33 protein-coding genes are annotated in these 25,225 nt (G+C 48.8%); 32 read left to right on the forward strand and 1 reads right to left on the reverse strand.

All coding sequences use genetic code 11. The features are described from left to right. The first annotated feature begins 18 nt into the window (after positions 1 to 18). The 29 genes from rplC to AYK67_RS03465 all read left to right on the forward strand — a co-directional run bounded on the left by rplC (position 19) and on the right by AYK67_RS03465 (position 20,897). Entirely contained in the window at positions 19 to 732 is a 714-nt protein-coding gene (gene rplC, locus AYK67_RS03325; RefSeq protein ID WP_068082303.1) for a 50S ribosomal protein L3, read from the forward strand. Further along, complete coding sequence (gene rplD / locus AYK67_RS03330) at positions 732 to 1,349, forward strand: 50S ribosomal protein L4 (protein WP_068082306.1); 618 nt, start codon at positions 732 to 734, stop codon at positions 1,347 to 1,349. Before rplC ends, rplD begins: the two co-directional genes overlap by 1 nt. Continuing rightward, on the forward strand, positions 1,349 to 1,642 hold the full coding sequence (locus AYK67_RS03335) for a 50S ribosomal protein L23 (RefSeq protein ID WP_068082310.1): 294 nt from the start codon (positions 1,349 to 1,351) through the stop codon (positions 1,640 to 1,642). Before rplD ends, AYK67_RS03335 begins: the two co-directional genes overlap by 1 nt. 16 nt (positions 1,643 to 1,658) lie before the next feature. Next, complete coding sequence (gene rplB, locus AYK67_RS03340; RefSeq protein WP_068082311.1) at positions 1,659 to 2,492, forward strand: 50S ribosomal protein L2; 834 nt, start codon at positions 1,659 to 1,661, stop codon at positions 2,490 to 2,492. Between the two features lie 12 nt (positions 2,493 to 2,504). Next, complete coding sequence (gene rpsS / locus AYK67_RS03345; RefSeq protein ID WP_068082314.1) at positions 2,505 to 2,783, forward strand: 30S ribosomal protein S19; 279 nt, start codon at positions 2,505 to 2,507, stop codon at positions 2,781 to 2,783. A 2-nt stretch (positions 2,784 to 2,785) separates the two neighbouring features. Next, entirely contained in the window at positions 2,786 to 3,166 is a 381-nt protein-coding gene (rplV, locus tag AYK67_RS03350) for a 50S ribosomal protein L22 (RefSeq protein ID WP_068082317.1), read from the forward strand. Then, positions 3,166 to 3,882: a 30S ribosomal protein S3 gene (gene rpsC, locus AYK67_RS03355; RefSeq protein ID WP_068082320.1), complete on the forward strand. Its 717-nt coding sequence runs from the start codon at positions 3,166 to 3,168 to the stop codon at positions 3,880 to 3,882. The genes rplV and rpsC overlap by 1 nt, the downstream gene beginning before the upstream one ends. A 44-nt stretch (positions 3,883 to 3,926) precedes the next feature. Continuing rightward, positions 3,927 to 4,340, forward strand: coding sequence for a 50S ribosomal protein L16 (gene rplP, locus AYK67_RS03360; protein WP_068082323.1), 414 nt, complete (start codon positions 3,927 to 3,929; stop codon positions 4,338 to 4,340). 23 nt (positions 4,341 to 4,363) lie between these two features. Beyond that, positions 4,364 to 4,564 (forward strand): 50S ribosomal protein L29, encoded by a 201-nt coding sequence (gene rpmC / locus AYK67_RS03365; protein ID WP_068082324.1) that lies wholly within the window; start codon positions 4,364 to 4,366, stop codon positions 4,562 to 4,564. A 10-nt stretch (positions 4,565 to 4,574) separates the two neighbouring features. Continuing rightward, on the forward strand, positions 4,575 to 4,817 hold the full coding sequence (gene rpsQ / locus AYK67_RS03370; protein WP_068082325.1) for a 30S ribosomal protein S17: 243 nt from the start codon (positions 4,575 to 4,577) through the stop codon (positions 4,815 to 4,817). A gap of 57 nt (positions 4,818 to 4,874) precedes the next feature. Continuing rightward, the gene (gene rplN / locus AYK67_RS03375) at positions 4,875 to 5,243 is read left to right on the forward strand and encodes a 50S ribosomal protein L14 (protein WP_068082328.1); all 369 of its coding nucleotides are present in this window, start codon (positions 4,875 to 4,877) and stop codon (positions 5,241 to 5,243) included. Then, positions 5,243 to 5,560 (forward strand): 50S ribosomal protein L24, encoded by a 318-nt coding sequence (gene rplX / locus AYK67_RS03380; protein WP_068082330.1) that lies wholly within the window; start codon positions 5,243 to 5,245, stop codon positions 5,558 to 5,560. Before rplN ends, rplX begins: the two co-directional genes overlap by 1 nt. Beyond that, complete coding sequence (rplE, locus tag AYK67_RS03385) at positions 5,553 to 6,113, forward strand: 50S ribosomal protein L5 (protein WP_068082333.1); 561 nt, start codon at positions 5,553 to 5,555, stop codon at positions 6,111 to 6,113. Before rplX ends, rplE begins: the two co-directional genes overlap by 8 nt. Positions 6,114 to 6,146: 33 nt before the next feature. Next, complete coding sequence (gene rpsN / locus AYK67_RS03390; RefSeq protein WP_068082335.1) at positions 6,147 to 6,452, forward strand: 30S ribosomal protein S14; 306 nt, start codon at positions 6,147 to 6,149, stop codon at positions 6,450 to 6,452. Between the two features lie 12 nt (positions 6,453 to 6,464). After that, the gene (gene rpsH, locus AYK67_RS03395) at positions 6,465 to 6,863 is read left to right on the forward strand and encodes a 30S ribosomal protein S8 (protein WP_068082338.1); all 399 of its coding nucleotides are present in this window, start codon (positions 6,465 to 6,467) and stop codon (positions 6,861 to 6,863) included. Between the two features lie 47 nt (positions 6,864 to 6,910). After that, complete coding sequence (rplF, locus tag AYK67_RS03400) at positions 6,911 to 7,444, forward strand: 50S ribosomal protein L6 (protein ID WP_068082341.1); 534 nt, start codon at positions 6,911 to 6,913, stop codon at positions 7,442 to 7,444. An 11-nt stretch (positions 7,445 to 7,455) separates the two neighbouring features. Continuing rightward, positions 7,456 to 7,815 carry a 50S ribosomal protein L18 gene (gene rplR, locus AYK67_RS03405; RefSeq protein WP_068082344.1) on the forward strand — a complete coding sequence of 120 codons (360 nt, stop codon included), beginning with the start codon at positions 7,456 to 7,458 and terminating at the stop codon, positions 7,813 to 7,815. Positions 7,816 to 7,856: 41 nt separating this feature from the next. Continuing rightward, on the forward strand, positions 7,857 to 8,420 hold the full coding sequence (gene rpsE, locus AYK67_RS03410) for a 30S ribosomal protein S5 (RefSeq protein ID WP_068082347.1): 564 nt from the start codon (positions 7,857 to 7,859) through the stop codon (positions 8,418 to 8,420). A gap of 41 nt (positions 8,421 to 8,461) precedes the next feature. Then, on the forward strand, positions 8,462 to 8,656 hold the full coding sequence (gene rpmD, locus AYK67_RS16855; protein ID WP_068314046.1) for a 50S ribosomal protein L30: 195 nt from the start codon (positions 8,462 to 8,464) through the stop codon (positions 8,654 to 8,656). A gap of 21 nt (positions 8,657 to 8,677) precedes the next feature. Further along, positions 8,678 to 9,148, forward strand: a complete 471-nt coding sequence (gene rplO / locus AYK67_RS03420; RefSeq protein ID WP_068082349.1) for a 50S ribosomal protein L15 — start codon at positions 8,678 to 8,680, stop codon at positions 9,146 to 9,148. A 44-nt stretch (positions 9,149 to 9,192) separates the two neighbouring features. Beyond that, positions 9,193 to 10,539, forward strand: coding sequence for a preprotein translocase subunit SecY (gene secY / locus AYK67_RS03425; RefSeq protein WP_068082351.1), 1,347 nt, complete (start codon positions 9,193 to 9,195; stop codon positions 10,537 to 10,539). Then, positions 10,536 to 11,117 (forward strand): adenylate kinase, encoded by a 582-nt coding sequence (locus tag AYK67_RS03430; protein WP_068082353.1) that lies wholly within the window; start codon positions 10,536 to 10,538, stop codon positions 11,115 to 11,117. The genes secY and AYK67_RS03430 overlap by 4 nt, the downstream gene beginning before the upstream one ends. A gap of 184 nt (positions 11,118 to 11,301) precedes the next feature. Next, entirely contained in the window at positions 11,302 to 11,670 is a 369-nt protein-coding gene (gene rpsM, locus AYK67_RS03435) for a 30S ribosomal protein S13 (protein ID WP_068082355.1), read from the forward strand. Positions 11,671 to 11,752: 82 nt separating this feature from the next. Beyond that, positions 11,753 to 12,142, forward strand: a complete 390-nt coding sequence (gene rpsK, locus AYK67_RS03440) for a 30S ribosomal protein S11 (protein WP_068082358.1) — start codon at positions 11,753 to 11,755, stop codon at positions 12,140 to 12,142. A 48-nt stretch (positions 12,143 to 12,190) separates the two neighbouring features. Then, the gene (locus AYK67_RS03445; protein ID WP_068082361.1) at positions 12,191 to 13,246 is read left to right on the forward strand and encodes a DNA-directed RNA polymerase subunit alpha; all 1,056 of its coding nucleotides are present in this window, start codon (positions 12,191 to 12,193) and stop codon (positions 13,244 to 13,246) included. Between the two features lie 63 nt (positions 13,247 to 13,309). Then, entirely contained in the window at positions 13,310 to 13,735 is a 426-nt protein-coding gene (rplQ, locus tag AYK67_RS03450) for a 50S ribosomal protein L17 (protein ID WP_068082364.1), read from the forward strand. A gap of 335 nt (positions 13,736 to 14,070) precedes the next feature. Next, positions 14,071 to 16,269: a methyl-accepting chemotaxis protein gene (locus AYK67_RS03455; RefSeq protein WP_068082366.1), complete on the forward strand. Its 2,199-nt coding sequence runs from the start codon at positions 14,071 to 14,073 to the stop codon at positions 16,267 to 16,269. A gap of 317 nt (positions 16,270 to 16,586) precedes the next feature. Beyond that, entirely contained in the window at positions 16,587 to 18,755 is a 2,169-nt protein-coding gene (locus AYK67_RS03460; RefSeq protein WP_068082368.1) for a methyl-accepting chemotaxis protein, read from the forward strand. Positions 18,756 to 19,505: 750 nt separating this feature from the next. Further along, positions 19,506 to 20,897: a DegQ family serine endoprotease gene (locus AYK67_RS03465; RefSeq protein WP_156453053.1), complete on the forward strand. Its 1,392-nt coding sequence runs from the start codon at positions 19,506 to 19,508 to the stop codon at positions 20,895 to 20,897. Between the two features lie 260 nt (positions 20,898 to 21,157). On the opposite strand, the gene AYK67_RS03470 is transcribed toward AYK67_RS03465, so the two are convergent. After that, a complete protein-coding gene (locus tag AYK67_RS03470; RefSeq protein ID WP_156453038.1) occupies positions 21,158 to 21,808 on the reverse strand; it encodes a hypothetical protein in 651 nt (216 codons plus the stop codon). A gap of 402 nt (positions 21,809 to 22,210) precedes the next feature. On the opposite strand from AYK67_RS03470, the gene AYK67_RS03475 reads away from it, so the two are divergent. The 3 genes from AYK67_RS03475 (at position 22,211) to AYK67_RS03485 (ending at position 25,211) form a co-directional block, all read left to right on the forward strand. After that, positions 22,211 to 23,575, forward strand: coding sequence for a replication-associated recombination protein A (locus AYK67_RS03475; RefSeq protein ID WP_068082376.1), 1,365 nt, complete (start codon positions 22,211 to 22,213; stop codon positions 23,573 to 23,575). 71 nt (positions 23,576 to 23,646) lie between these two features. Continuing rightward, entirely contained in the window at positions 23,647 to 24,030 is a 384-nt protein-coding gene (gene crcB, locus AYK67_RS03480; RefSeq protein ID WP_068082379.1) for a fluoride efflux transporter CrcB, read from the forward strand. A gap of 164 nt (positions 24,031 to 24,194) precedes the next feature. Continuing rightward, positions 24,195 to 25,211, forward strand: coding sequence for an RluA family pseudouridine synthase (locus AYK67_RS03485; RefSeq protein WP_068082380.1), 1,017 nt, complete (start codon positions 24,195 to 24,197; stop codon positions 25,209 to 25,211). Positions 25,212 to 25,225 lie beyond the last annotated feature (14 nt).

The following is a 25,225-nucleotide window of genomic DNA, read 5'->3' on the forward strand; positions in this document are numbered from 1 at the left end:
CCATAAGGGGACACACCGATGCGTTCTGGAGTGATCGCCCAGAAGGTGGGAATGACACGGGTATACAATGAGGCAGGTGAACACGTGCCTGTAACCGTGCTGAGCTTGGATAAGTGCCAAGTTGTTTCTCATCGGACGGAAGAAAAGAATGGCTACACAGCGCTACAGCTTGGCGTTGGTGCAGCAAAAGTAAAAAATACGGATCGCGCAATGCGCGGCCACTTCGCAGCAGCGAAGGTGGAACCAAAGCGCAAAGTGGCCGAGTTCCGCGTAACCGCAGACAACCTGATTGAAGTTGGTGCAGAAATCACTGCAGATCACTTCGTCAATGGCCAGTTTGTTGATGTTACCGGTACATCAATCGGTAAAGGCTTTGCCGGTGCTATGAAGCGTCACAACTTCGGTGGTGGTCGTGCTTCACACGGTGTTTCTATCTCACACCGTGCGCATGGTTCTACGGGTCAGTGTCAGGATCCAGGTAAAGTGTTCAAAGGCAAGAAAATGGCCGGACACATGGGTAGCGAGCGCGTTACCACTCAGAACCTCAAGATTGTTCGTACCGACGTTGAGCGCGGTCTGATCTTGGTTGAGGGTTCTGTACCTGGTTCTAAAGGCGGTTGGATCCTGGTTCGTGATGCAGTTAAAAAGGCGCTGCCTGAAGCTGCACCAGTACCTGGTGCCTTCCGTGCAGTTGAAGCTGCAGCGACCGAAACCGGGAAGGAAGGTGAGTGATGGAACTCGAGGTTAAGACCCTCGGCGGCAGCGCAGCCGGTTCGATCACCGTGTCTGACGAGATCTTTGGTCTCGAGCCACGTAAGGACCTGATCCAACGCGTTGTACGCTGGCAGCTCGCTAAGCGTCAGGCTGGTACACATAAGACTTTGGATCGCTCCGAAGTTACAGGTACCACCAAGAAATTTGTTCGTCAGAAAGGTTCTGGCGGTGCACGTCACGGTAACCGTAAGGTTCCTCAGTTCCGTGGTGGTGGTAAAGCATTTGGTCCAGTTGTTCGCTCCCATGCGTTCGACTTGCCGAAAAAGGTTCGGGCTCTTGGTCTGAAGCACGCGCTTTCCGCTAAAGCAGCTGCTGGTAATCTTATCATTGTTGAAGATGCGAAGGCCGCTGAAGCAAAGACAAAAGCTCTTAAAGCTTCTCTTTCTGGTCTTGGTCTTGACAGTGCCTTGATTGTTGATGGCAAGGAAGTGGATGCAAACCTCGGTCTCGCATCTCGCAACATTCCATTGGTCGATGTTCTGCCAATTCAAGGTATCAACGTTTACGACATTCTGCGTCGTGAAAAGTTGGTTCTGACGAAAGCGGCAGTCGCAGCTCTGGAGGAACGGTTCTAATGAGTAAAATTGCTCACTATGATAAAATCGTTGCTCCTGTGATCACTGAAAAGGCAACTATTGCTTCTGAAGAGAACAAAGTTGTTTTCAAGGTGGCTAAGGACGCGACCAAGCCTGAAATCAAAGCTGCTGTTGAAGCGCTCTTTGGTGTGAAGGTTAAAGCGGTTAACACTCTTATTCGCAAGGGTAAGACAAAGCGCTTTCGCGGTGTTATCGGTCAACAGTCTGACTTTAAAAAGGCAGTTGTTACACTTGAAGATGGTCAAGCCATCGACGTGACAACCGGTCTTTAAGGGAGATTTAGGAAAAATGGCACTTAAGACATTTAATCCCACATCTCCTGGTCGTCGTCAGCTTGTTCAAGTTGATCGTTCAGAATTGTGGAAAGGCAAGCCAGTCAAGAAATTGACTGAAGGTCTGACCAAGTCCGGTGGTCGTAACAACTACGGCCGCAAGACCGCAAACAACATTGGTGGTGGTCATAAGCGCACTTATCGTGTAGTAGACTTCAAGCGTCGCAAGTTCGACGTTGTCGGTACCGTTGAGCGTCTTGAATATGACCCTAACCGCACAGCATTCATTGCTCTCATTTCCTATGAGGACGGTGAGCAGGCTTATATCCTTGCGCCGCAGCGTCTGGCTGCTGGTGATAAGGTTGTAGCTGGTGAACATGTGGACGTTAAACCAGGTAATGCGATGCCTTTGGCTTCCATTCCAGTTGGTACAATTGTGCACAACATCGAGCTGAAGCCTGGTAAAGGTGCACAGGTGGCACGTTCTGCTGGTGCGTATGCTCAGATCGTTGGTCGTGATGCGGGTTACACCCTTATCCGTCTTCTGTCTGGTGAACAGCGCCGCGTTCTTGGTACTTGCATGGCAACCGTTGGTGCGGTTTCCAACCCTGATCATGCCAATATTAATCTTGGTAAGGCAGGTCGTTCCCGTTGGCTTGGTCGCCGCCCGCATGTTCGCGGTGTTGCGATGAACCCGATCGATCACCCACATGGTGGTGGTGAAGGTCGTACATCCGGCGGTCGTCATCCGGTTACCCCTTGGGGTAAGCCGACTAAAGGTAAACGTACGCGGCGTAACAAGTCGAGCGATAAGTATATCGTTCGTTCACGTCACGCACGTAAGAAGTAAGGGGAACGGATCGTGGCACGTTCGATCTGGAAAGGGCCGTTCATCGACGGTTACCTCCTGAAGAAGGCGGAAAAGGTTCGCGAGTCTGGCCGTAATGAGGTCATCAAGACTTGGAGCCGTCGTTCCACAATACTACCGCACTTCGTGGGGTTGACCTTTGGCGTTTATAACGGTCAAAAGCACATTCCTGTTTTGATCTCCGAAGACATGGTTGGTCAGAAGTTGGGTGAATATTCCCCAACTCGTACCTACTACGGTCACGGTGCTGATAAAAAGGCGAAGAGGAAATAACGATGGGCAAGCAGAAGCTTGAGCGGACGCTCGCCGACAACGAGGCAAAGGCAGTATGCCGCATGCTGCGGATTTCTCCGCAAAAGCTAAACCTCGTTGCAGCATCGATCCGCGGTAAGAAAGTTGGTAAGGCTTTGGCTGATCTAACATTCTCTCGCAAACGTATTGCTGGCGATGTCAAGAAAACCTTGATGTCTGCTGTTGCAAACGCAGAAAACAACCATGATCTCGACGTCGACAGTCTTGTTGTCGCCGAGGCTTATGTTGGTAAGGCGCTTGTTATGAAGCGCTTCCAGCCACGTGCCCGTGGTCGTGTGGGTCGGATTATGAAGCCATATTCCAACCTGACCATCGTTGTTCGTGAAGTTGAGGAGGCAGCCTGATGGGTCAGAAGATTAATCCAATCGGTTTCCGCCTTGGTATCAACCGGACATGGGATTCACGTTGGTTTGCCAGCAAAAACGAATACGGCGATCTTCTGCATGAAGATTTCCGCATCCGTGAGTACCTGATGAAGGAACTCAAGCAGGCTGCTATCTCCAAGGTGGTTATCGAGCGTCCGCACCGTAAATGCCGTGTAACAATCCACTCTGGTCGTCCAGGTGTTGTTATTGGTAAAAAGGGTGCTGACATCGAACGGCTTCGCAAGAAGTTGTCTGCGATGACCAACTCTGAAGTGCACCTCAACATTGTTGAAGTGCGCAAGCCAGAAACTGATGCGCAACTGGTTGCGGCTTCTATTGCCCAGCAGCTGGAGCGTCGTGTTGCTTTCCGTCGTGCCATGAAGCGTGCAGTTCAATCTGCAATGCGTCTTGGTGCCCAAGGCATCCGTATTAACTGCGGTGGTCGTCTTGGTGGTGCGGAAATCGCACGTGTGGAATGGTATCGTGAAGGTCGTGTGCCGCTGCATACTCTGCGTGCGGATATCGACTATGGTACAGCTACTGCGCATACCGCTTATGGTGCTTGTGGTGTTAAAGTCTGGATCTTCAAGGGCGAAATCCTTGAGCATGATCCAATGGCTTCTGAACGCCGTGCTACCGAAGGTGGTGGTAAAAATGAGCGCCAAGGTGGCGGTCGACGTGAGCGTGCTGCTTAAGCAGCACCTCTTCACGATAGATCTAGTTAAACGAGAGATTAGCGATGCTGCAACCAAAGCGAACTAAGTTCCGCAAGCAGCACAAGGGCCGCATTCATGGCAACGCCAAAGGCGGCACTGACCTCAATTTCGGCGCTTTCGGATTGAAAGCGCTGGAGCCAGAGCGGGTAACCGCTCGTCAAATTGAGGCGGCCCGTCGTGCAATGACCCGTTACATGAAACGTGCGGGTCGTGTGTGGATCCGAATTTTCCCGGATGTACCTGTATCCTCCAAGCCGGCTGAAGTCCGCATGGGTAAAGGTAAAGGTAGCCCAGAATATTGGGCATGCCGGGTAAAGCCTGGCCGGATCATGTTTGAAATTGATGGTGTGTCAGAGGAAATTGCTCGTGAAGCAATGCGTCTGGCAGCAGCCAAGCTCCCGATTAAATGCCGCTTCGTGCAGCGAATCGGTGAGTAATCGAACATCGAAAGGAACAGGCCATGAAGGCTAGCGATGTACGGGCTAAGACCGAAGACCAACTGCGGGAAGACCTGGAGGGACTGAAAAAAGAACAGTTCAACCTGCGTTTCCAAAGGGCTACCGGTCAGCTCGAAAACACCGCACGTGTACGGCAAATTCGTCGTGACATCGCGCGGATTCAGACAATACTGCGTGAAAAGCGCATGTCTGATAACGCTTAAGGAGCTCTAAATGCCAAAGCGTATATTGCAGGGCGTCGTTGTCAGCGATGCGAATGACAAGACAGTCACGGTGAAGGTAGAGCGTCGCTTTACCCATCCGCTGCTGAAAAAAACTGTGCGCCGTACGAAGAAGTATCGTGCACACGACGAAGAAAATTCTTACAAGGTTGGTGACACTGTCAGTATTGAAGAGTGTGCACCTATCTCTAAGAATAAGAAATGGGTCGTCGTCTCTACTGAGGCAGCGAGCTAATTACGCATCCAGTAGCTCTCTTGTTGAGGGCCTGATTAAAGAATAAGGCGACGAGTCATGATTCAGATGCAAACAAACCTCGACGTGGCGGATAACTCCGGTGCGCGTCGTGTAATGTGCATCAAAGTGCTCGGCGGCTCCAAGCGGAAATATGCTGGCGTAGGCGACATTATTGTCGTCTCCGTTAAAGAGGCAATTCCCCGGGGTCGTGTTAAAAAGGGCGACGTGATGAAGGCTGTTGTCGTGCGTACGGCGAAGGATATCCGCCGTCCTGACGGCAGTGTGATCCGTTTCGACCGCAATGCGGCCGTACTGATCAACAACAACAAAGAACCGATCGGAACGCGTATTTTTGGCCCAGTTCCTCGCGAACTGCGTGCTAAGAATCACATGAAGATCATTTCGCTTGCGCCGGAGGTGCTCTGATGCCCGCGAAAATTAAAAAAGGCGACACCGTTGTTGTGATCGCTGGTCGTGATAAAGGGAAGACCGGCGAAGTTATCCGGATGATCACCGACGAAAACCGCGCTGTCGTGCGTGGCGTAAACATGGTGCAGCGTCACCAACGCCAGACCCAACAGAGCGAAGGTGGTATCATCTCGAAGGAAGCGCCAATTCAGCTTTCTAACTTGGCGATCGCAGATCCAAAGGACGGTAAACCAACTCGCGTTGGTTTCAAAGCAAGCGAAGACGGTACCTTGGTGCGCTTTGCAAAGCGTTCGGGAGATGTTATCGATGGCTGAGGCTAACAACACACCACGGCTGAAGACGCATTACGATGAAGTAGTGCGTAAACAGCTTCAGGAGAAGTTTAACTACTCCAACCCAATGATGATTCCTCGTATTGAGAAAGTAGTTCTTAATATGGGCGTTGGGGAAGCAGTTGGTGACAGTAAGCGAGTAAAGACTGCAGCTGCAGATCTTTCCTTGATTGCTGGTCAAAAGGCGGTTATTACCCGTGCACGCAAATCTATTGCGACCTTTAAAGTTCGTGAAGATATGCCGCTCGGTGCCAAGGTTACATTGCGTCGTGCTCAAATGTTCGAATTCCTCGACCGTTTGATCACAATCGCTCTGCCACGCGTTCGTGACTTTCGTGGTCTCAACGCAAAGAGCTTTGACGGACGTGGTAACTATGCAATGGGCCTCAAAGAACACATTGTGTTCCCAGAAATTGACTACGATAAAGTAGATCACATGCTGGGTATGGACATTGTGGTCTGTACGAGCGCTAAAACCGATGACGAAGCGCGTGAACTACTGCGCGCGTTCAACTTCCCGTTCCGCACTAAATAGTAGCGGTATACGGGAAAGGAACGAGGACAGACGATGGCGAAGAAAAGCGCGGTCGAAAAAAACAAGCGGCGCGTGCGTCTTGTAGCAAAGTACGCTGATAAACGCGCAGCCCTGAAGGCTATGGCCAAGGACGAGAGCCTGTCCCTGGAAGAGCGGTTTAATGCACGGCTTAAGCTTGCGAAGCTGCCGCGCAATTCCGCGCCTATACGGGTACGTAACCGGTGTGAAGTCACAGGTCGCCCACGCGGTTTCTACCGCAAACTCAAGATGTCACGTGTGGCACTTCGTGAGTTGGGTTCCCTGGGTAAGATCCCGGGTCTCGTGAAGTCGAGCTGGTAAGGAGTTACTGCAATGTCGATTTCCGATCCAGTCGGGGATATGATCACGCGCATTCGTAATGCGCAGATGCGTCGCAAAGGCAAGGTATCTACACCTGCCTCCAAGCTTCGCGCACGTATTTTGGACGTTTTGGTTTCTGAGGGTTTCATCCGTGGTTACACCGCAGTTGAATACTCTGCAGGCAAGTCCGAATTAGAGATTGAACTGAAGTACTTTGATGGTGCACCTGTAATCCGTACCATTGAACGCGTTTCCAAGCCTGGACGTCGCGTTTACTCTTCAGTCAAGAACATTCCACACGTTGCCAATGGCCTCGGTGTTTCCATTCTATCCACTCCACGTGGCGTGATGGCAGACCACCAGGCTCGTGAGCAAAATGTGGGTGGTGAGGTTCTGTGTCGCGTCTTCTGATGCGGCATAGTCCAGATTATTAAAACAACAACAGACAGGTTGATCTTATGTCTCGTATTGGCAAGAAGCCAGTCCCCGTGCCTAGCGGGGTAACGGCAACGATCAACGGCCAGGAAGTTGTCGTCAAGGGTCCGAAGGGAGAACTCTCCTTCGTGGCCCACGACGCTGTTCAGGTCGAAATGACGGATGATGGCATTCGTGTTGATCCTCGCAATCAAACCAAGCTGTCCCGCTCTATGTGGGGTATGTGCCGGACAATGATTGCAAACCTTATCACTGGTGTGACTGCTGGCTTTGAGAAAAAGCTGCTGGTTACCGGTGTGGGTTACCGCGCACAAGTGCAAGGTAGCACTTTGAATCTTGCTCTGGGTTTCTCGCATGATGTCAAATTCGACATCCCGCAGGGCGTCCAGATTGCTTGCCCAAAGCCGACTGAAATTGTTATCAACGGTATTAACAAGCAGCAAATCGGACAGGTAGCAGCGAACATTCGCGAATACCGTCCGCCTGAGCCATACAAAGGCAAGGGTATTCGTTATGCGGATGAATACATCATCCGTAAGGAAGGCAAGAAGAAGTAATAGGTCGGACAATGGCGAATGGCAATTCTTTCGAACGTCGTCGCGCACGTGTGCGTCGTTCGATCAAAAAAGTAGCAAATGGACGTCCTCGGTTGTCCGTTTTCCGCTCGTCCAAGCAGATTTATGCTCAAATTATCGACGACGCCAAGGGTGTTACCCTGGTGGCGGCCTCCACAATCGAAGCCGATGTGAAGGGCACCTTGAAAACTGGTGCTGATAAATCCGCAGCTGCTGCTGTTGGTAAGCTCATTGCTGAGCGTGCAATCTCTGCTGGCGTTAAAGAAGTCGTGTTTGATCGCGGCGGTTACATCTACCACGGCCGCGTAAAGGCTTTGGCTGATGCCGCGCGTGAAGGCGGACTGAATTTCTGATCAGCGCCTTTAGGTGCTCCTAAGAAACGGAAGACATTAAAATGGCAAGACAGGACAACCGGGATCGTGAAGAGCGCGACAGCGAATTTGTCGATAAGCTCGTTCACATCAACCGTGTCGCAAAAGTTGTTAAAGGCGGTCGTCGCTTTGGCTTTGCAGCTCTCGTTGTTGTCGGTGATCAGAAGGGCCGTGTAGGCTTTGGTCACGGTAAAGCGCGTGAGGTGCCTGAAGCAATTCGTAAGGCAACTGAAGCTGCAAAACGTACAATGATTCGTGTTCCTCTGCGTGAGGGTCGTACTCTACATCACGATGTAGAAGGCCGTCATGGTGCAGGTAAAGTGTTGCTACGTGCAGCACCATCCGGTACTGGTATTATCGCAGGTGGTCCAATGCGTGCAGTGTTCGAAACACTTGGTGTTCAGGACGTTGTTGCAAAATCTCTGGGCAGCTCGAACCCATACAACATGGTTCGCGCAACCTTTGACGCATTGTCGAAAGAAGATAGCCCGCGTTCAGTTGCAGCGCGTCGTGGTCTGAAAGTATCTGCTTTACAGGCTCGTCGTCGTGACAATGATGATGCGGTCGTGGTTAAGAGCGAAGCTTAAGTTTCGCACTCACCGCTGTTGAATGAACAAGGGTTAGTGTCATGGCTAATACAGAAAAGACCGTTACGGTCGAACAGGTCGGCAGCCCACTTCGTCGACCAAAAGATCAGCGCGCTACGCTGGTCGGCCTTGGCTTGAACAAGATGCACCGTCGCTCTACACTGAAGGATACTCCTGAAGTGCGCGGCATGATCCGTAAGGTCCAGCATCTCGTTCGCGTCGTCGATGAAGCGTAATAGGTGCCGGGAGATAAACAAATGAAGCTCAATGAACTTCAGGACAATCCGGGTGCAGTAAGCACTCGTACCCGTGTAGGCCGCGGTATCGGTTCCGGTAAAGGTAAAACCGGTGGTCGTGGTGTAAAGGGTCAAAAGTCCCGTTCAGGTGTTGCGATCAAGGGTTTTGAAGGTGGTCAGATGCCATTGCATCGCCGTCTGCCAAAACGCGGCTTTACCAACATCTTTGCTAAGGACTTTACTGCTGTTAACGTTGGTCGTATCCAAACTGCTATTGACGCAGGTAAACTGGATGCTTCTGCAACAGTTACAGCTGAAGCCCTAAAAGCTGCAGGCGTTATCCGCCGCGTAAAAGACGGTGTACGTCTTCTCGCAGGTGGTGAGCTTAAAGCAGCTGTGACCTTTGAAATTGCCGGCGCTTCGAAAACTGCTGTTGAAGCAGTTGAAAAAGCTGGCGGTAAGGTCGATATCAAGGGGGCAAAGGCTGAATAAGCCTTTGCTCTTTTTTTGGGATATTTCAACGACCGGAGCGCAGAATGGCTTCAGCTGCCGAGCAACTTGCTTCTAACATGAACTTTTCTGCCTTTGCGAAGGCAGAGGAACTAAAGAAGCGGATCTGGTTTACACTGGGTGCTCTTTTAGTTTACCGGTTCGGTACTTATATCCCTCTGCCTGGAATTAATCCTGATGCGCTCGCGCAGGCCTTTGGCAACGTACAAACCGGCATTATTGGCCTGTTTAATATGTTTGCCGGGGGCGCTGTGGAGCGCATGGCTATTTTTGCACTTGGCATTATGCCGTACATTTCAGCCTCGATTATTATCCAGTTGATGACTTCGGTTGTTCCTTCGTTGGAGCAATTGAAGAAAGAGGGCGAGACCGGGCGTAAAAAAATCAATCAGTACACGCGATATGGTACTGTTATCCTAGCTACTTTCCAAGCCTACGGTATTTCTGTCGGTTTGGAGTCCAGTGCCAATGTTGTGCTGGATCCTGGTATGTTTTTCCGTTTAAGCACTGTTGTTACACTGGTTGGCGGAACAATGTTCTTGATGTGGCTTGGGGAGCAGATCACTTCTCGCGGCATTGGTAATGGTATTTCACTAATTATCTTTGCAGGTATTGTTGCGGGTCTACCAACAGCTTTAGCTTCTACTCTTGAGCTTGGTCGTCAAGGTGCTCTGGCAACCTGGATTATCATTGCTATATTGCTGGTTGCTGTTGTTGTGATTGCTGTGATCGTCTTTATGGAGCGGGCGCAGCGACGGTTGCTGATTCAGTATCCAAGGCGACAACACGGTAATAAGCTGTACGAGGGTAATTCTTCGTTCTTGCCGTTGAAGCTTAATACAGCTGGTGTGATTCCACCTATTTTTGCTAGTTCATTGCTGATGGTTCCGGCTACTATTGCGAGTTTTCAAGGTAGTGGTGAAGAAACATCCACAGCTATGGAGTGGCTAACAACAATTACCGCGCTATTAGGGCATGGTCAGCCGGGCTACATTTTATTGTATTCCGCGTTGATTATTTTCTTCTGCTTCTTCTACACAGCGATTGTTTTCAATCCGACTGAAACGGCAGATAACCTTAAGAAGCACGGTGGTTTTATTCCAGGGATCCGTCCTGGAGAGCGCACAGCTCAGTACATCGACTTCGTATTGACACGCATTACGGTAGTAGGCGCGATCTATATAACCTTGATCTGTCTCTTACCCGAATTTCTCATATCAGCGACAGGCGTACCGTTCTATTTTGGCGGCACCTCATTGCTGATTGTGGTGAGCGTGACGATGGATACCGTCTCTCAAATTCAAGGGCACTTGCTTGCCCATCAATATGAGGGGCTGGTGAAGAAGACGAAACTGAGAGGTAAGCGTCGATGAGACTTATTCTTCTCGGCCCTCCAGGTGCCGGCAAGGGAACACAGGCTGCACGGCTTGTTGAGAAATACAAAATCGTGCAGCTTTCTACTGGTGACATGCTTCGCGCCGCTGTGGCAGCAGGAAGTGAAATTGGCCAGAAAGTGAAAGGTGTTCTTGAGCGTGGTGAGCTTGTTTCAGATGAGCTGATTGTTTCGATCATTGCGGATCGCGTTGATCAAGACGATTGTAAAAACGGCTTTATTCTTGATGGCTTTCCGCGCACACTTGCCCAGGCAGATGCCCTGGCTGAGTTGCTTGAAAAAAAGAATCTCAATCTGGACAGTGTTGTACAGCTTGAGGTGGACGAGAAAATTTTGCTGGCGCGTATTGAACAGCGTGCTCGTGAAAGTGAAGAAGTCCGTTCTGACGACAATGCCGAAGCTTTGAAAAAGCGTTTGTCTGTTTATAACGAGCAGACAGCACCTTTGATCAGCTATTATAAGGACAAAGGTTCTTTGAAGGCTGTTGACGGCATGAAGAGTGTTGAAGACGTTGCTGCTCAAATTGATGCAGTTCTTGAACCCTATAATCATGCCTAATGCAAAGCAGTGCTTGCACTTAGCTTCTAAATAAAGTATAGCCGGCGCACATCGTACCATATTCGATTGGCGCCGGTTTTCCTTGGGAAACCGAGGTCAATCTTTTTGCTGCTTGGAATCATGCCGATTCCCTGCAGGAAATGGGAGAGGGGACAATGAGGTTCCCTCGAAAAGGAGAGAAAACGTGGCCCGTATTGCTGGCGTCAATATTCCGACGAACAAGCGCGTAGTTATCGCGCTGCAGTACATTCATGGTATCGGCCCGAAGTTTGCTGCAGAAATCACTGAAAAAGTGGGTATTGCTGCAGAACGTCGTGTCAATGAACTTTCTGACCAGGAAGTTTTGAAGATCCGTGAAACAATCGATGCTGACTACCTTGTTGAAGGTGATCTGCGCCGTGAAACTGCAATGAACATCAAGCGTCTTATGGACCTTGGCTGCTACCGTGGCCTGCGCCACCGTCGTGGTCTGCCGGTTCGTGGTCAGCGCACACATACCAACGCACGTACCCGCAAGGGTCCTGCGAAAGCGATTGCTGGTAAGAAGAAATAAGATACCAGCTTAATCGCTTGGTGGAGCCGCCGGAGTTGAAGACGACATACGGCGGTGCAGATATCGAAAGATAGGAAACAAAATGGCTAAAGATTCGACGCGTGTGCGTCGTCGCGAACGGAAGAACATTAGTTCTGGTATCGCGCATGTGAACTCTACGTTCAACAACACCATGATCACCATTACTGATGCTCAGGGTAATACAATTTCCTGGTCTTCAGCAGGCGCACTCGGCTTTAAGGGGTCTCGTAAGTCCACTCCTTACGCTGCACAGGTTGCTGCCGAGGAGGCTGGTAAGAAAGCTGCTGAGCATGGCATGCGTACATTGGAAGTGGAAGTTCGTGGTCCAGGTTCTGGCCGTGAATCTGCTCTGCGCGCACTGCAGGCTGCAGGTTTTGTGATTACATCGATCCGTGATGTAACTCCAATTCCACACAATGGATGTCGCCCGCGCAAGCGTCGCCGCGTCTAATTTATTCAAGGGCAAGTTTCTTTACTCTTGGCCAAGTATGGTTGGCCTATGTGCCAACGGGATAGCCAGAAGGGTTTAAACGTGACAATTCAAAAAAACTGGCAGGAACTTATCAAGCCAACGCAACTCGATGTTCGTGGTGGTGATGATACCCGCTTTAAGGCTTCTATTGTGGCCGAGCCGCTTGAGCGTGGCTATGGTTTGACATTGGGTAACGCGCTGCGTCGCGTACTGATTAGCTCACTGCAAGGTGCAGCTGTCACCGCTGTTCAGATCGACGGTGTTTTACACGAGTTTTCATCCATTCCCGGTGTTCGTGAAGATGTTACAGACATCATCTTGAACATTAAGGAAATTGCACTGCGCATGGATGGGGATGGCCCAAAGCGTATGGTACTGCGTAAGCAGGGTCCTGGTGCAGTATATGCTGGTGATATCAGCACAGTTGGTGATATCGAGGTTCTGAACCCTGATTTGCTGCTGTGTAACCTCGATGATGGTGCTGAAGTACGCATTGAATTTACCGTAAACAAAGGTAAGGGCTATGTTACTGCAGCGGCAAACCGTCCGGAAGATGCGCCAATTGGCCTGATTCCAGTCGATAGTTTATACTCGCCAGTTAAAAAAGTTTCCTATAAGGTGGAAAACACCCGTGAAGGTCAGGTTCTTGACTATGACAAGCTGACTTTGACTGTGGAGACTGACGGCTCTGTTATTCCTGAAGATGCTGTGGCGTTTGCTGCACGTATTTTGCAGGATCAGCTCTCTATCTTTGTGAACTTTGATGAGCCTAAGCGTGAAGTTCAAGAGGATGTTGTTGCTGAATTGGCCTTTAACCCAGCATTGCTGAAGAAGGTTGATGAGCTTGAACTGTCCGTTCGTTCTGCAAACTGCCTGAAGAACGATAATATTGTCTATATTGGCGATCTAATTCAAAAGACCGAAGCCGAGATGCTCCGCACTCCGAACTTTGGTCGTAAGTCATTGAATGAGATCAAAGAAGTTCTGGCGCAGATGGGACTGCATCTCGGTATGGAAGTGGCAAACTGGCCACCAGAAAATATCGATGATCTTGCCAAGCGCTACGAAGACCACCAGTATTGATAGGAACAGGGCCGTTTACGGCTCGAAGGCTTAACCGCCTTTAAAGACAAAAAGGAGAGGGCCATGCGCCACGGTAAATCCGGCCGCAAGCTCAATCGGACGTCTAGCCATCGTAAAGCCATGTTTGCTAACATGGCAGCTGCTCTTATCGAGCATGAGCAGATTGTGACGACGCTACCGAAAGCAAAAGAGCTTCGTCCAATTATTGAAAAACTCATCACACTTGGTAAGCGTGGTGATTTGCATGCACGTCGCCAAGCGATTTCACAGATCCGTGATGTTGTTATGGTGCGTAAACTTTTTGACGTTCTCGGTGAACGTTACAAAGAGCGCCAAGGTGGCTATGCTCGCGTTCTTAAAGCTGGTTTCCGCTTTGGTGATAATGCACCAATGGCTGTTATCGAGCTCGTTGACCGCGATGTGAATGCACGTGGTGCTGCTGATCGCGCACGTGTTGAAGCTGAAGAGGCAACAGAAGAAGCAGCATAATAAAAGCTGATAGAATCTGTATTATGAAAGGGCACCCTTGGGTGCCCTTTTTTATGCAAAGTTGTGCCTTTTAGAGTTGCACCCAGTATATTTTTCATGTTGTATGGTTACAAATAAACTGTGTTTACAACATATCATTGCATTACTATTTGTAACTAATTGAATTATGTGATGAAATTTTGGTATTGGTTGGATTGGGATATTTTCAATTTTCATGAATCGAGCTAAGTAATACAACTTAAGTGATGTTATCAGGTATACCTGTGTAGGCTGCGTAATTTAGATTTTCACAATTATAACCTTTGAATTGGTAGAGGGTAATAGGGACAGCTTTAATGGAAGAAATCAATAATAGTAAGCATGTCGGTTCTGGCGTTCAAAAAGGGCATAAGCTTAGCCAGATAGGTTTTAAGCTGCCTCTTATTATTGTGGGGTTGGCGATTGTTGCTAGCTCTATAGCTGCATTTCTTGCTTTTAACGAAGGTGAGAAAGCGCTAACTGAATCTGCTAAGTCACAGTTGAGGCTCTTGGCTACTGCGCGTAAAGATAGCCTGGCTGACGAGATGGAATTTATCCAACAGGATATTCAGCGAATTTCCCATAGCAATACCATGCGGATTACAATGGGTGAACTTGCTCAGGCTGTTCGTGGTATCGATAACGAATACCAAGAAGTCGTGAATTACTACCAACCTGATGGTAGTAGCATAAAAGAGAGAAGGGAACTGACCGGTGAAGGTCAGTCATCGGTATACTCTTGGCGACATTCTTCAATACATAACGATTATTTGGTTAATCTTAAATTAGGTGGTTACGAAGATATACTTGTTCTCGATTCAAAGGGTATGGTAATTTACTCTGCGAATAAATCATCGGAATTTTTGAAGAAGCTACACGATCCTGTTTTATCACAAACTTATGTTGCTTCAATTGTGGATGAGCTCAAGGACGCGGCGGATGGTGTTGTGTCAATTTCACCAGCTCATGCATATAAACCAGCTGGTGGCGAGATGTCGGTGATACTAGGGACACCGATATATGTGCAGGAATTTAAGAAAAGTGTTCGTAAGGGCACATTGATTGTCCGGTTAAATGCTAGTTTCTTTGATAGTTTGCTCAATTCACGTCAAGGTCTAGGTAATACCGGGCAGGCTTATCTTGTCAATTATGCGGGACAGCTTATTTCCAATAAGCCACTTTCAAAAACGAAAACAGCGCTGAAAGAAAAGCTCAGCCCAGAAGTTATGAAGGCGCTTGAGTTTAATCGACTTTCAAGTGGCGCTATCAATGAAAAATTCAATGAAGTAGATGGTAAGTTTTATTATGCCATCAAGTTAGGAAGTAAACACTTCCCGGCATTTATTGTTACTGAGTCTTCTGTTGAGGAGTCGCTGGCAGCTGTCCACAATATGCAAAGATCTATCATCATTAGTGGTCTGATCGTTATTATTATTGCAGGCTTTGCCGGTTATTTCTTTGCTCGTCGAATTTCAAAACCACTGAGTACGCTTGCTGGAAACCTACAACAGATAGAGGGTGGTAATTTAGAGGTCGAGATACCTTCTGCAGTACGGAAAGATGAGATTGGTGAGATCGGACGCGCGGTTTTAAGTTTTAAAGAGGGACTTAAGCGTGTTCGTGAGCTTGATCGACAAAGCAAAGATGAACAGTTGGCACGTGAAGAGCGAGTTAAACGCGTTGTTGCGTTGAATGAGAACTTCGACAAGGGTGTCAGATCGGTTTTGGATCAGGTTACAGAGGCTGGTGGTAACTTGGGTGTTACCGCGGAGAGTATGGCTTCAATTTCTGAGCAGACAAATAGCGAAGCGCAAACAGTTTCTTCAGCTTCCGAGCAGTCGCTCATGAGCTTGCAGGCAGTTGCTGGTGCTGCTGAAGAGTTATCCGCGACAGTAGGAGAGATTGATCGCGAAGTCAGACGTTCAGCAGATATTTCAAATCAGGCGACTGATATGGCCAAAGTGGCTGAAGGCTCTGTTAATGGGTTGTTGGAAGCTGCGCACAAAATTGGTGAAGTTGTTTCACTTATTAACGACATTGCAGATCAAACAAACCTATTGGCACTGAATGCGACTATTGAAGCTGCCAGAGCTGGTGAGGCCGGTAAGGGATTTGCTGTTGTTGCTAGTGAAGTCAAGGGGCTTGCTAATCAGACAGGCCGAGCCACTGGCGAGATTAGCATTCAGATTCAGGCGGTGCAGGCTGAAACAGAAAAAGCTGTAGTTGCCATTAAAGATATTGCCGAAGTTATTGGAAAAATAAACGATGCTTCAACGGCTATAGCTGGTGCGATACAAGAGCAGGCTGTAACAGCGACGGACATTTCCAGCAATATTCAGCAGGTTACGGCAGGTTCCTCCGAGATTGCGCAGGCGATCACACGAGTATCGGTCATATCAGGTGATGCGGGGCATGAAGCGGAAAAGGTACTGTCGGCTGCAGGTAATTTGAACGAGCAATCTGAACAGCTTAAGAAGATCGTTGAAGATTATCTCATAAAAATACAAGATGCTTAAGATGTAAGTGAAAGGGCCGGATCAGAACCGGCCCTTTTTTTATGCTTCTACTGAGAATTAGGTGTAATAATTTCACTTACTATTTGTTCAGATAAAATATTCGCAATGTAAGTAAAATTACAAAAATTGAATTTTCTTCATTTAATTAATTATATTTTTATTGCAAAAATAAAATATGAGTATAGTTTTTATTGAGGAATTCTTTTAGTTGATCTCTAAGTGAATTAGAATTACTAAATAGTAATAAGTATACTTCGCGCAAGTTTAAAACTATATGTAACCACTATTGTGGTATTTTACATTTTCTGGAGAGCAAGATGTCTATTTCACAGGATGAAAATGCAAGTATAGGGAATGGTAGAACATTCAGCTTTTGGCGTATTAGCTTTTTGTTACCGCTTGTGATTGTGGGATTGGCTATGATTTCAACCAGTTTGGTTGGTGTTTTTGCTGAAAGAACAGCACGGAATGCAATCTTAGAAGAAGTAGAAAGCCAGCTTGAGCTCGTTACAGAGAGCCGTAGAGATGCACTTAGAAATGCAACCGACATAACAAGTGAGTCTTTGATTTCTTTGGCTAATGGCCCTGTTATGGCCACGGTTTTTAAAGAGTTGTTTCAAGCAATTGAAATGATGAAAACTAATGAAGAGGCAGTCAAAAAGGTTAAGGAGAGCTTTCAGGCTGAAGACAGTGACGCAGTTGACCGCGCTGACTACACGGGCGACAATACCACTTTTTATGGCTATAAACACCAAAAAATTCATAGCGCTTTTTACCGGTTGTGGTTCCAAGGCGTTTTTGAAGATATGTATATTATCGATAAAAATGGTTTTATTGTCTATAGCGTTACCAAAGGGCCTGAATTTTTAAAGAATATTCATAGCGATGAATTCAAAAATACACCTTTGCTGACATTATTTGAAAAAAGCCTCATTGGTGAGACTGGGCATATTCACGCTTCAAAGTTAGCTCCATATCCTTTTGCTAATAATCAATCTAGCTTATTTGTGGCGACGCCGGCAAAAGAAGGTGAGCAGATTAAGGCAGTTTTGATTGGCCGCTTGACAAACCAATTTGCTGAAAATGTTTTGAATAAAGAATCCTTGATTGGCAAAACTAATCAAACTTATATGTCTGATACTATGGGGCATTTACAGTCTTTACCACCGAAAAGTACTGATGTTAAACTATTTGATAATGCTGCACCTTTCTTGAAAAATATGAAGCTTAGCCTTGGTGCTAGGAATATATATAAGAACGAGAATAAACTTTTTGCAGTAACAGCCATAAATTTCTTTGGTAGTTTGAATGCAATTGTCTCGGAAATAACTGTTGAGGAAGCAACGGCACAAGTTTCAGATGTGCGATGGTCGATGATTTATTCCAGTCTTGGCGTGCAGTTGGTTGTTCTTTTGCTTGGTATTGCGATCGCTCGATATTTTTCAACTCCGCTTAGTGCGCTCAATGGTTCTATAGATCGTATTTCAAAAGGCAACTTTGAAGAGAATATCACCGATTTAGACCGTAAAGATGAGATTGGAGATATCGCCAAGGCCGTTGAAGAATTTAAACAAAGGCTGACTTCTGAACGGGAAATGCGGGATGTGCGTGCCCGTGAACAGATGGAAAGAAATGAACGGGCGAAACAGCTTGAAATCTTGAATAATGATTTTGACCGCGGTGTGCGCGAAGTGCTTGATCTTGTTGAACAAGCTGGCGATACACTGGATAGCACCGCGCGCAGTATGGCAGAAATGTCCGAGCAAACTAACAGTGAAGCACAAACTGTATCCTCTGCCTCGGAGCAATCGCTTATGAACTTGCAAGCTGTTGCAGGTGCTACAGAAGAGCTGTCTGCTACCGTAGGCGAAATTGACCGGGAAATCAGGTTATCCTCGGATATTTCGAAGGAAGCTGAGGTAACGGCCGAGAGTGCGTCGAAGACTGTACATGGTTTGCAAGATGCTGCTGCTCGTATTGGCGAAGTTGTTTCACTTATTAACGATATTGCCGAACAAACAAACCTGTTGGCGCTGAATGCGACTATTGAGGCGGCGCGTGCCGGTGACGCGGGGCGTGGGTTTGCTGTTGTGGCTTCTGAGGTGAAAGAGCTGGCCAACCAGACCGGGAATGCAACTGGAGAAATTTCCCAGCAAATTCAATCAGTTCAGAGCGAAACCAACCGAGCTGTTGCGGCCATTGACGAGATTACCAAAGTGATTGCCCGTATTAACGAAGTGTCAACGGCTGTAGCCGGTGCCGCTGAGGAGCAATCGGTAACGGCGACCGAAATTTCTGGTAATATTCAGCAGGTTACAGCAGGATCTACCGAGGTTGCTGCGGCAATTACGCGGGTAAGCGAGATTGCGCAAAGCACGGGTTCTGAGGCGCAAAGCGTATTAACAGCAGCCGAGCAGCTTTCGTATCAATCGGAAACGCTTTCTAAAATGGTTGAAAGCTACTTGGCAAAAGTAAGAAAAGTGTAGAGATGCTTTAAACTGCGATCTTTTTTACGTGGTTTTTGAGGCGTTTAGATTCTGCAAGTAAAAGGGTTGGATTGATTTCCAACCCTTTTTTTTGCGTTGACGCTTTGACTTATTGCTGCCTTTTTGTGGCGCAATATCAGAGACTTGTGGATGTGAAACTGTGATTCTTAACTATTGAGATTGCGCGGGCTTTAAAACGCTAGGGGATAAAAAAGGCGGTTTCTTGCTTGTTTGCAGTTGGTATAGGGTGCGAATACTGGTGCATGTTGTGTTCAAAACATACCAATTAGTGCTCAAGATGTGATGAAGTTTGGTGCAAATATAGATGTGGTTGCACATTTTTAAAATGGTGGTTGTTTGCTCGCAGAGCCTGGTTCAAACCGGTTGGTTTAAATCGTTCGGGCGTTTCGCGACGCGGCCATTTTTACCTGTGTAATTGATTAGGTGTTTTTGGGGGTGGATAACGAACTTGGAGACGGGGTCAATTGTTGTTTAATACACCTTCAAGAAGTTTGCTCGTTCATGGCAACGCTCAAACTTCTTTCACCTATTATTTTGACGCGTATTCTTACCCGAAAACCGGCTTCCACTTTTCGGGAATACGCTCTAGAGAAGTGAAATATATCTTAATATGCTTAAGCTGCATGATGCAGGCTTTTAGGGGTGCGATCAGGAATGAAAGGCGAAAATTGAATGCTGCGAAGAATTAAGGGTATTGTTCAAAGTGGCGCTGTTGTTAGCGCCTTGTTTATGGGGCTGGCCATATTTAGCAGCGCTCCCTATTTACAAAGTGCACAAGCCATGGTGCCGCAAAGTGCTGGTGAGGTGAAGCTTACCTTTGCGCCGATTGTGAAGAAAGTTGCCCCCGCTGTGGTGAATGTTTATGCCAGCCGCCGGGTGCGCGAGCGGGCTTATTCGCCATTTGGAAATGATCCGTTCTTTCAGCAGTTTTTTGGCGGACGCAGCCCGTTTGGCAGCCCGCGGACCCGTGAGCGGGTGAAAAGCTCCCTTGGCTCTGGTGTTATTATTTCCAAAGAGGGGATAATAATTACCAACCACCACGTGATTAAGGATGCGGATGCGGTGCGGGTGGTTTTGGCGGATCGACGTGAATATGATGCCAAAATATTATTGAAGGACGAACGCACCGATTTGGCCGTTTTGAAAATTGACGGTGATGGCACACAGTTCCCGTTTGTTGAATTTGCAAACTCGGATGCACTTAATGTGGGTGATTTGGTGCTTGCAATAGGAAACCCGTTCGGGGTGGGGCAAACCGTAACGCAAGGCATTGTTTCAGCCGTAGCACGGACGCAGGTTGGTGTTTCGGATTACCAGTTCTTCATTCAAACAGATGCAGCGATTAACCCCGGTAACTCTGGCGGGGCATTGGTGGATGTGAACGGGCGGCTTGTGGGGGTTAATACCGCTATATTTACCCGCTCTGGTGGTTCTAACGGTATTGGTTTTGCTATTCCGGCCAATATGGCCAAGGTGGTTTCTGCCGCCGCTGGCCATGGGGATGTGGTGCGCCGGCCATGGATTGGGGCGCAGGTGCAAGCGGTTTCGCGCGATATTGCCGATAGTCTGGGTATGAAAACACCAAAAGGGGTGTTGGTAACCAGCCTTGCCAAAAAAAGTCCGGCCGAACAAGCCGGTATTGAGGTGGGTGATTTGATTAGTGCGATAAATGGCGAAGAGGTGAACGACCCCAATTCGTTTGGTTACCGCCTTGCTACGCAGCCCATTGATAGTAAGGCCAAGTTTGCGTTGATCCGTGATGGTAAAAAACTGAGTGTCGATGTGCATATGGCGGTTGCGCCAGAAACTATTCCGCGTGATAGCCGTGAAATAGATGGCCGCTCACCATTAACCGGCGCTACGGTGATGAACCTGTCGCCAGCGGTTGCGGAAGAGCTGCGGCTTATGGGCAGCCCTGAGGGAGTGGTGATTTCTGATGTTAAGAGCGACAGCCAAGCGGCTTATGTGGGCTTCCAGCGCGGTGATATTATTTTGGGAGTTAACGGGCGTAAGGTGAAGAACACCCGAGATTTAAGCCGCCTTTTACGCAAAAACAACCGCACATGGCACTTGGAGTTTATGCGCGGCGGGCATAAATATTCGACAACTTTGCGCCTATAGGGCGGGTGGTTGTCGTATTTAGTAAATGAGGGTGTTGAAGGTTAGCTGCCTTATGATACCCGATGAATAAGCGTGAATTGCAACGGCGGGTCTTATTGGCTCGCCGTTTTATGTTGGGAAAAATAAACCTCTACTGTGGGTGAGGTTGGGTGAATTATGTTCGTGACAGGTGTGGTTTAGCGGGTCTGCCGGTACCTTTTGAACCAGCCAAGGGCGGCTATTGCGGCCCAATTAATGGCGCTGTACAAGGGAAAGGGAGCCTAGGGCGTTGGAGTATGGAATAAGCTTTCAACCAATTTTAGTCCTTCATCAGATAGTGAGCAATTTTCAAGCAGTTCATATTCCTCCGCTAAAGAAGCCAAATGCTGGTATTTGTCCGATAGTAGGCTGAGTGACAATAGCGAATAGTCCGCTGGTGAAAGGCTGTCGATAAAGAGCTGATCGGCAGGTGTTTGCGGTTCTTTATCTCTTGAGCGATGGAGACAGAGTGCGTGTACAAGTACTGCTGCATAAGAGCTTGTTTGGGAAAAGTGCGGTGATTTGTCAGGCCAATTAGATGATTGATAGTCCACTCTTAAATTTACTGTAGCACAATCTGTTATGAAAGCTAGAGCGTCATCGCCCATAAGTTCTCTATCAGAAACAGTGATGTTTTGCTTTAACCCAGCAAGTAACTCAAGGTATTGAAAGTAAGCCTTTTCTGCTAAAAGCTGTTTTTCGATCAATGCTGTATGCGTAGCTTGCTCTATGTGTTGGCTAGCAAGCTGTTTCGCTTCATCTCTTTGTTGCTTGATAATTTTTACCTCCTCTTGTTGCAGAAGGATCGCGTAGAGGAGGCCTGCGAACGCCAAACCCGCGAACAGTGCGCCGGTTGCACCAAATGCGTCACCAAAAGCACCAACATCCGTCATTGTCTCAATGAGCGATGGGTTTACGGCTATATAAAGATTGAGCGCCCAAAACAGCAATACAAAAAAAACAGAGAGTAAAGCGAGGCGTTTATGGTTTGCTCGAAACATATGGACTGTCCTGATCTAAAATATGTAATTGAATATTCACAACAATATTCCAATAAATAGAGGCTGAAAAGTGGAGGGATTAGCGCGAGTGGTGTGTGCCCGCATATGCTGAGCTAGGACTTGGTAATTGTGACGCTGTTGGCAAACTTAAACCGTCTGAGGCTTTGGTGTGTTGACATCAATTAGCCGGTTTGAAACGAGCAAAGTATGGGGCAAGGGTTTATGGCATATTCTTTTGTGGTTTGAACTGGTGTAAACCCAGTGATAAGTTTTGCCAAAAGATCAGGATGTGCCATGAGTGATTTGTTTGCAGCAGCAGGTTTTGAACGCGAGGCACCGCGCCCGTTGGCGGACCGGTTGCGGCCCTTGGCGCTGGACGAGGTAGTGGGGCAAAGCCATTTGATTGGTCCTGACGGTGTTTTGAGCTTGATGTTGAAGTCCGGCTCGCTTGGTTCTCTTATTTTTTGGGGGCCGCCGGGCACTGGTAAAACCACCGTGGCACGGCTTTTGGCCGATGCGACCGATTTACATTTCCAGCAAATTTCCGCGATTTTCTCCGGTGTGGCCGATTTGAAAAAGGTTTTCGAGGCTGCGAAAACACGGCGGATGACCGGTCAAGGTACCTTGTTGTTTGTGGACGAGATTCATCGTTTCAACCGTGCCCAGCTCGACAGTTTTTTGCCCGTTGTGGAAGATGGCACCATTACCCTTGTGGGGGCGACCACCGAAAACCCCAGTTTCGAGCTGAATGCGGCGCTGCTTTCACGCGCGCATGTGCTGACCTTTGAAGCCTTGGGGGGCGAAGCTTTAGAACAGTTGTTGCAACGGGCCGAAGACGAGGTGGGCTATGCGCTGCCCCTCAATGACGATGCCCGCCATGCTTTGCTGGGTATGGCCGATGGCGACGGGCGCTCAATTCTCACCCTTGTGGAGGATGTCTACCGCACTATTGAAGAAGGGGCGCAGGCGGATGTGCAGCGGCTTTCCAAAGTGGTGCATCGGCGGGCACCGATTTACGACAAGAACAAAGAGGGGCATTACAACCTTATTTCGGCGTTGCATAAATCCATTCGCGGTTCTGACCCTGATGCGGCGCTCTACTGGATGTGCCGGATGCTGGAGGGTGGCGAGGACCCTTTGTACATTTTGCGCCGCCTCACTGTGATGGCCAGCGAAGATATTGGCATGGCCGACCCGCAAGCGCTGGTGGTGGTAAACGCGGCGCGGCATGCTTTCCAGCTGGTGGGATCGCCCGAGGGAGACTATGCCTTGGCAGAGGCGGCGATTTACCTTGCCACCGCGCCCAAATCCAACGCCTCATACCTTGCCTACAAGGCCGCGCGGCAAGCGGCCAGGCAGGGCGGTTCTGTCATGCCGCCCAAGCATATTTTGAATGCGCCCACCAAGATGATGGCGGAGATGGGCTATAATGCCGGTTACCTTTATGACCATGATATGCCCGAGGCGTTTTCGGGGCAAAATTACTTTCCCGAAAAAATGGGACGGGTGCAGTTCTACCACCCTCCCGAGCGTGGATATGAGCGCGAGATAAACAAGCGCCTGAACTACTGGCAACGGCTGCGGGGGGAGCGGGCACAAGCGGCGCGTGATGCTGCCAACAAGTCCTATAAAAAAACAGATAGAGAAACGGATGGGTAAGGTGCGCCCTTTATGATGCATTACGCATTTTAACGCAGGACAAACACCAGGGACTCAAATAGGTAGGGCTGATGAAAGATATTTTGCTTGTATTTCTGGGGGGCGGCACGGGTGCTATGTGCCGTCATCTGGTTTCGCTTGCCGGATTGCGCTACTTGGGGCCAAGTTTTCCTTGGGGCACATTTACGGTGAATATTCTTGGTTCCATCATTATGGGACTGTTTATCGAGTTCCTTGCGCATCGGCTGAATTCGTCGCCCGAATTTCGCTTGCTGGTCGCCACCGGCTTTTTAGGGGGCTTTACGACATTCTCCAGTTTCTCGCTCGATACGGCGGTGTTATGGGAACGCGGTGAGCCGCTGTTGGCCTTTGCCTATGTGGCAGGGTCGGTGCTGATTGGCATTACAGGCCTATTTATTGGCCTTTATATTGCCCGGGCAGCGTTTAGCGCCTAATTTGCTCGGACTGTGCGATATTCTGGCGGTTTTCGCAGTTTTTTCATCAATCTTTCATAGCAGGGCTTGCCAGCGGGCGTTTGTGCTGTCACATGAGGGCGCATGGAATTTTGTTTGGTAACCGCAACTGCTGCGGTTTGCAATGACGGGTGTGATGGCTTGCGATGAGCGCAATTGAACAAAGAAAAATTGAAGCCGATGAAGCTGGTATGCGTCTTGATCGCTGGTTTAAACAGCATTACCCCACGCTAGGGTTTGGCCGGTTGCAAAAGCTCATGCGTACCGGGCAAGTGCGCCTTGATGGCAAGCGCTGCGAAGCTTCGAGCCGAATTGAGCCGGGGATGATTGTGCGCATTCCGCCGCTGGGCGTGAGTGTGGATGCGAGCGACCAGCGCAATGCGCGGCCCAAGCCTCGTAAAATGGTGGCAGATGACCGCGAAGCCATTGAGCAAATGGTGCTCTATGAAGACGCGCAGGTGATGGTGCTCAACAAAACCGCCGGTTTGGCTGTGCAGGGTGGTTCTGGTGTCAATCGCCATGTGGACGGGATGCTGGAAGCGTTTACCGACCGCAAAGGCAATAAGCCACGCCTGGTGCACCGGCTGGACCGGGAAACATCTGGTGTGTTGATGATTGCCAAAACCCGCTTGGCGGCGCAGGAGCTGACCAAGGCGTTTCGCCACCGTAACACCCGTAAGATTTATTGGGCGATACTGGCTGGAATTCCGAAGCCGAGCCAAGGACGTATTTCGACCTATCTGGCACGTGACGAAGGGGCGGAGCGGATGCGTATTGCCCGCCACGGGGAAGATGAAGCACAACACGCGGTGAGCCTTTACAACACGGTGGAGCGTTCGGGGCAGAAGCTTTCGTGGGTGACCATGCAACCGGTTACAGGGCGTACCCACCAGCTGCGCGCTCATGCGGCCCATATGCGCCACCCGATTATTGGCGACCCGAAATACTTCAACAAGGATAACTGGGAGCTGCCCGGCGGTATTCAGAATAAATTGCATCTGCATGCGCGTCGCATTTTAATTCCACATCCATCGGGTAATGGCATGATTGATGTTTCGGCACCACTACCGCCTCATATGCAGCAAACCTGGAACCTGCTTGGCTTTGATGTGAGCGAGTATGACCCCGAAGAGCATGAACCTGCACCGGGCAAAGCCAAATAAACCGGGGTTGATGA

The sequence above is a fragment of the Polycladidibacter stylochi genome, from assembly GCF_001562055.1.
Lineage (GTDB): Bacteria > Pseudomonadota > Alphaproteobacteria > Rhizobiales > Stappiaceae > Pseudovibrio > Pseudovibrio stylochi.

What these genes read in the sequence shown, in the direction of transcription:
- rplC (WP_068082303.1), top strand. Translation starts at nt 19, where the DNA reads ATGCGTTCTGGAGTGATCGCCCAGAAGGTGGGAATGACACGGGTATAC.
- rplD (WP_068082306.1), top strand. Translation starts at nt 732, where the DNA reads ATGGAACTCGAGGTTAAGACCCTCGGCGGCAGCGCAGCCGGTTCGATC.
- AYK67_RS03335 (WP_068082310.1), top strand. Translation starts at nt 1,349, where the DNA reads ATGAGTAAAATTGCTCACTATGATAAAATCGTTGCTCCTGTGATCACT.
- rplB (WP_068082311.1), top strand. Translation starts at nt 1,659, where the DNA reads ATGGCACTTAAGACATTTAATCCCACATCTCCTGGTCGTCGTCAGCTT.
- rplV (WP_068082317.1), top strand. Translation starts at nt 2,786, where the DNA reads ATGGGCAAGCAGAAGCTTGAGCGGACGCTCGCCGACAACGAGGCAAAG.
- rpsC (WP_068082320.1), top strand. Translation starts at nt 3,166, where the DNA reads ATGGGTCAGAAGATTAATCCAATCGGTTTCCGCCTTGGTATCAACCGG.
- rplP (WP_068082323.1), top strand. Translation starts at nt 3,927, where the DNA reads ATGCTGCAACCAAAGCGAACTAAGTTCCGCAAGCAGCACAAGGGCCGC.
- rpmC (WP_068082324.1), top strand. Translation starts at nt 4,364, where the DNA reads ATGAAGGCTAGCGATGTACGGGCTAAGACCGAAGACCAACTGCGGGAA.
- rpsQ (WP_068082325.1), top strand. Translation starts at nt 4,575, where the DNA reads ATGCCAAAGCGTATATTGCAGGGCGTCGTTGTCAGCGATGCGAATGAC.
- rplN (WP_068082328.1), top strand. Translation starts at nt 4,875, where the DNA reads ATGATTCAGATGCAAACAAACCTCGACGTGGCGGATAACTCCGGTGCG.
- rplX (WP_068082330.1), top strand. Translation starts at nt 5,243, where the DNA reads ATGCCCGCGAAAATTAAAAAAGGCGACACCGTTGTTGTGATCGCTGGT.
- rplE (WP_068082333.1), top strand. Translation starts at nt 5,553, where the DNA reads ATGGCTGAGGCTAACAACACACCACGGCTGAAGACGCATTACGATGAA.
- rpsN (WP_068082335.1), top strand. Translation starts at nt 6,147, where the DNA reads ATGGCGAAGAAAAGCGCGGTCGAAAAAAACAAGCGGCGCGTGCGTCTT.
- rpsH (WP_068082338.1), top strand. Translation starts at nt 6,465, where the DNA reads ATGTCGATTTCCGATCCAGTCGGGGATATGATCACGCGCATTCGTAAT.
- rplF (WP_068082341.1), top strand. Translation starts at nt 6,911, where the DNA reads ATGTCTCGTATTGGCAAGAAGCCAGTCCCCGTGCCTAGCGGGGTAACG.
- rplR (WP_068082344.1), top strand. Translation starts at nt 7,456, where the DNA reads ATGGCGAATGGCAATTCTTTCGAACGTCGTCGCGCACGTGTGCGTCGT.
- rpsE (WP_068082347.1), top strand. Translation starts at nt 7,857, where the DNA reads ATGGCAAGACAGGACAACCGGGATCGTGAAGAGCGCGACAGCGAATTT.
- rpmD (WP_068314046.1), top strand. Translation starts at nt 8,462, where the DNA reads ATGGCTAATACAGAAAAGACCGTTACGGTCGAACAGGTCGGCAGCCCA.
- rplO (WP_068082349.1), top strand. Translation starts at nt 8,678, where the DNA reads ATGAAGCTCAATGAACTTCAGGACAATCCGGGTGCAGTAAGCACTCGT.
- secY (WP_068082351.1), top strand. Translation starts at nt 9,193, where the DNA reads ATGGCTTCAGCTGCCGAGCAACTTGCTTCTAACATGAACTTTTCTGCC.
- AYK67_RS03430 (WP_068082353.1), top strand. Translation starts at nt 10,536, where the DNA reads ATGAGACTTATTCTTCTCGGCCCTCCAGGTGCCGGCAAGGGAACACAG.
- rpsK (WP_068082358.1), top strand. Translation starts at nt 11,753, where the DNA reads ATGGCTAAAGATTCGACGCGTGTGCGTCGTCGCGAACGGAAGAACATT.
- AYK67_RS03445 (WP_068082361.1), top strand. Translation starts at nt 12,191, where the DNA reads ATGTGCCAACGGGATAGCCAGAAGGGTTTAAACGTGACAATTCAAAAA.
- rplQ (WP_068082364.1), top strand. Translation starts at nt 13,310, where the DNA reads ATGCGCCACGGTAAATCCGGCCGCAAGCTCAATCGGACGTCTAGCCAT.
- AYK67_RS03455 (WP_068082366.1), top strand. Translation starts at nt 14,071, where the DNA reads ATGGAAGAAATCAATAATAGTAAGCATGTCGGTTCTGGCGTTCAAAAA.
- AYK67_RS03460 (WP_068082368.1), top strand. Translation starts at nt 16,587, where the DNA reads ATGTCTATTTCACAGGATGAAAATGCAAGTATAGGGAATGGTAGAACA.
- AYK67_RS03465 (WP_156453053.1), top strand. Translation starts at nt 19,506, where the DNA reads ATGGGGCTGGCCATATTTAGCAGCGCTCCCTATTTACAAAGTGCACAA.
- AYK67_RS03470 (WP_156453038.1), bottom strand. Translation starts at nt 21,808, where the DNA reads ATGACGGATGTTGGTGCTTTTGGTGACGCATTTGGTGCAACCGGCGCA.
- AYK67_RS03475 (WP_068082376.1), top strand. Translation starts at nt 22,211, where the DNA reads ATGAGTGATTTGTTTGCAGCAGCAGGTTTTGAACGCGAGGCACCGCGC.
- crcB (WP_068082379.1), top strand. Translation starts at nt 23,647, where the DNA reads ATGAAAGATATTTTGCTTGTATTTCTGGGGGGCGGCACGGGTGCTATG.
- AYK67_RS03485 (WP_068082380.1), top strand. Translation starts at nt 24,195, where the DNA reads ATGAGCGCAATTGAACAAAGAAAAATTGAAGCCGATGAAGCTGGTATG.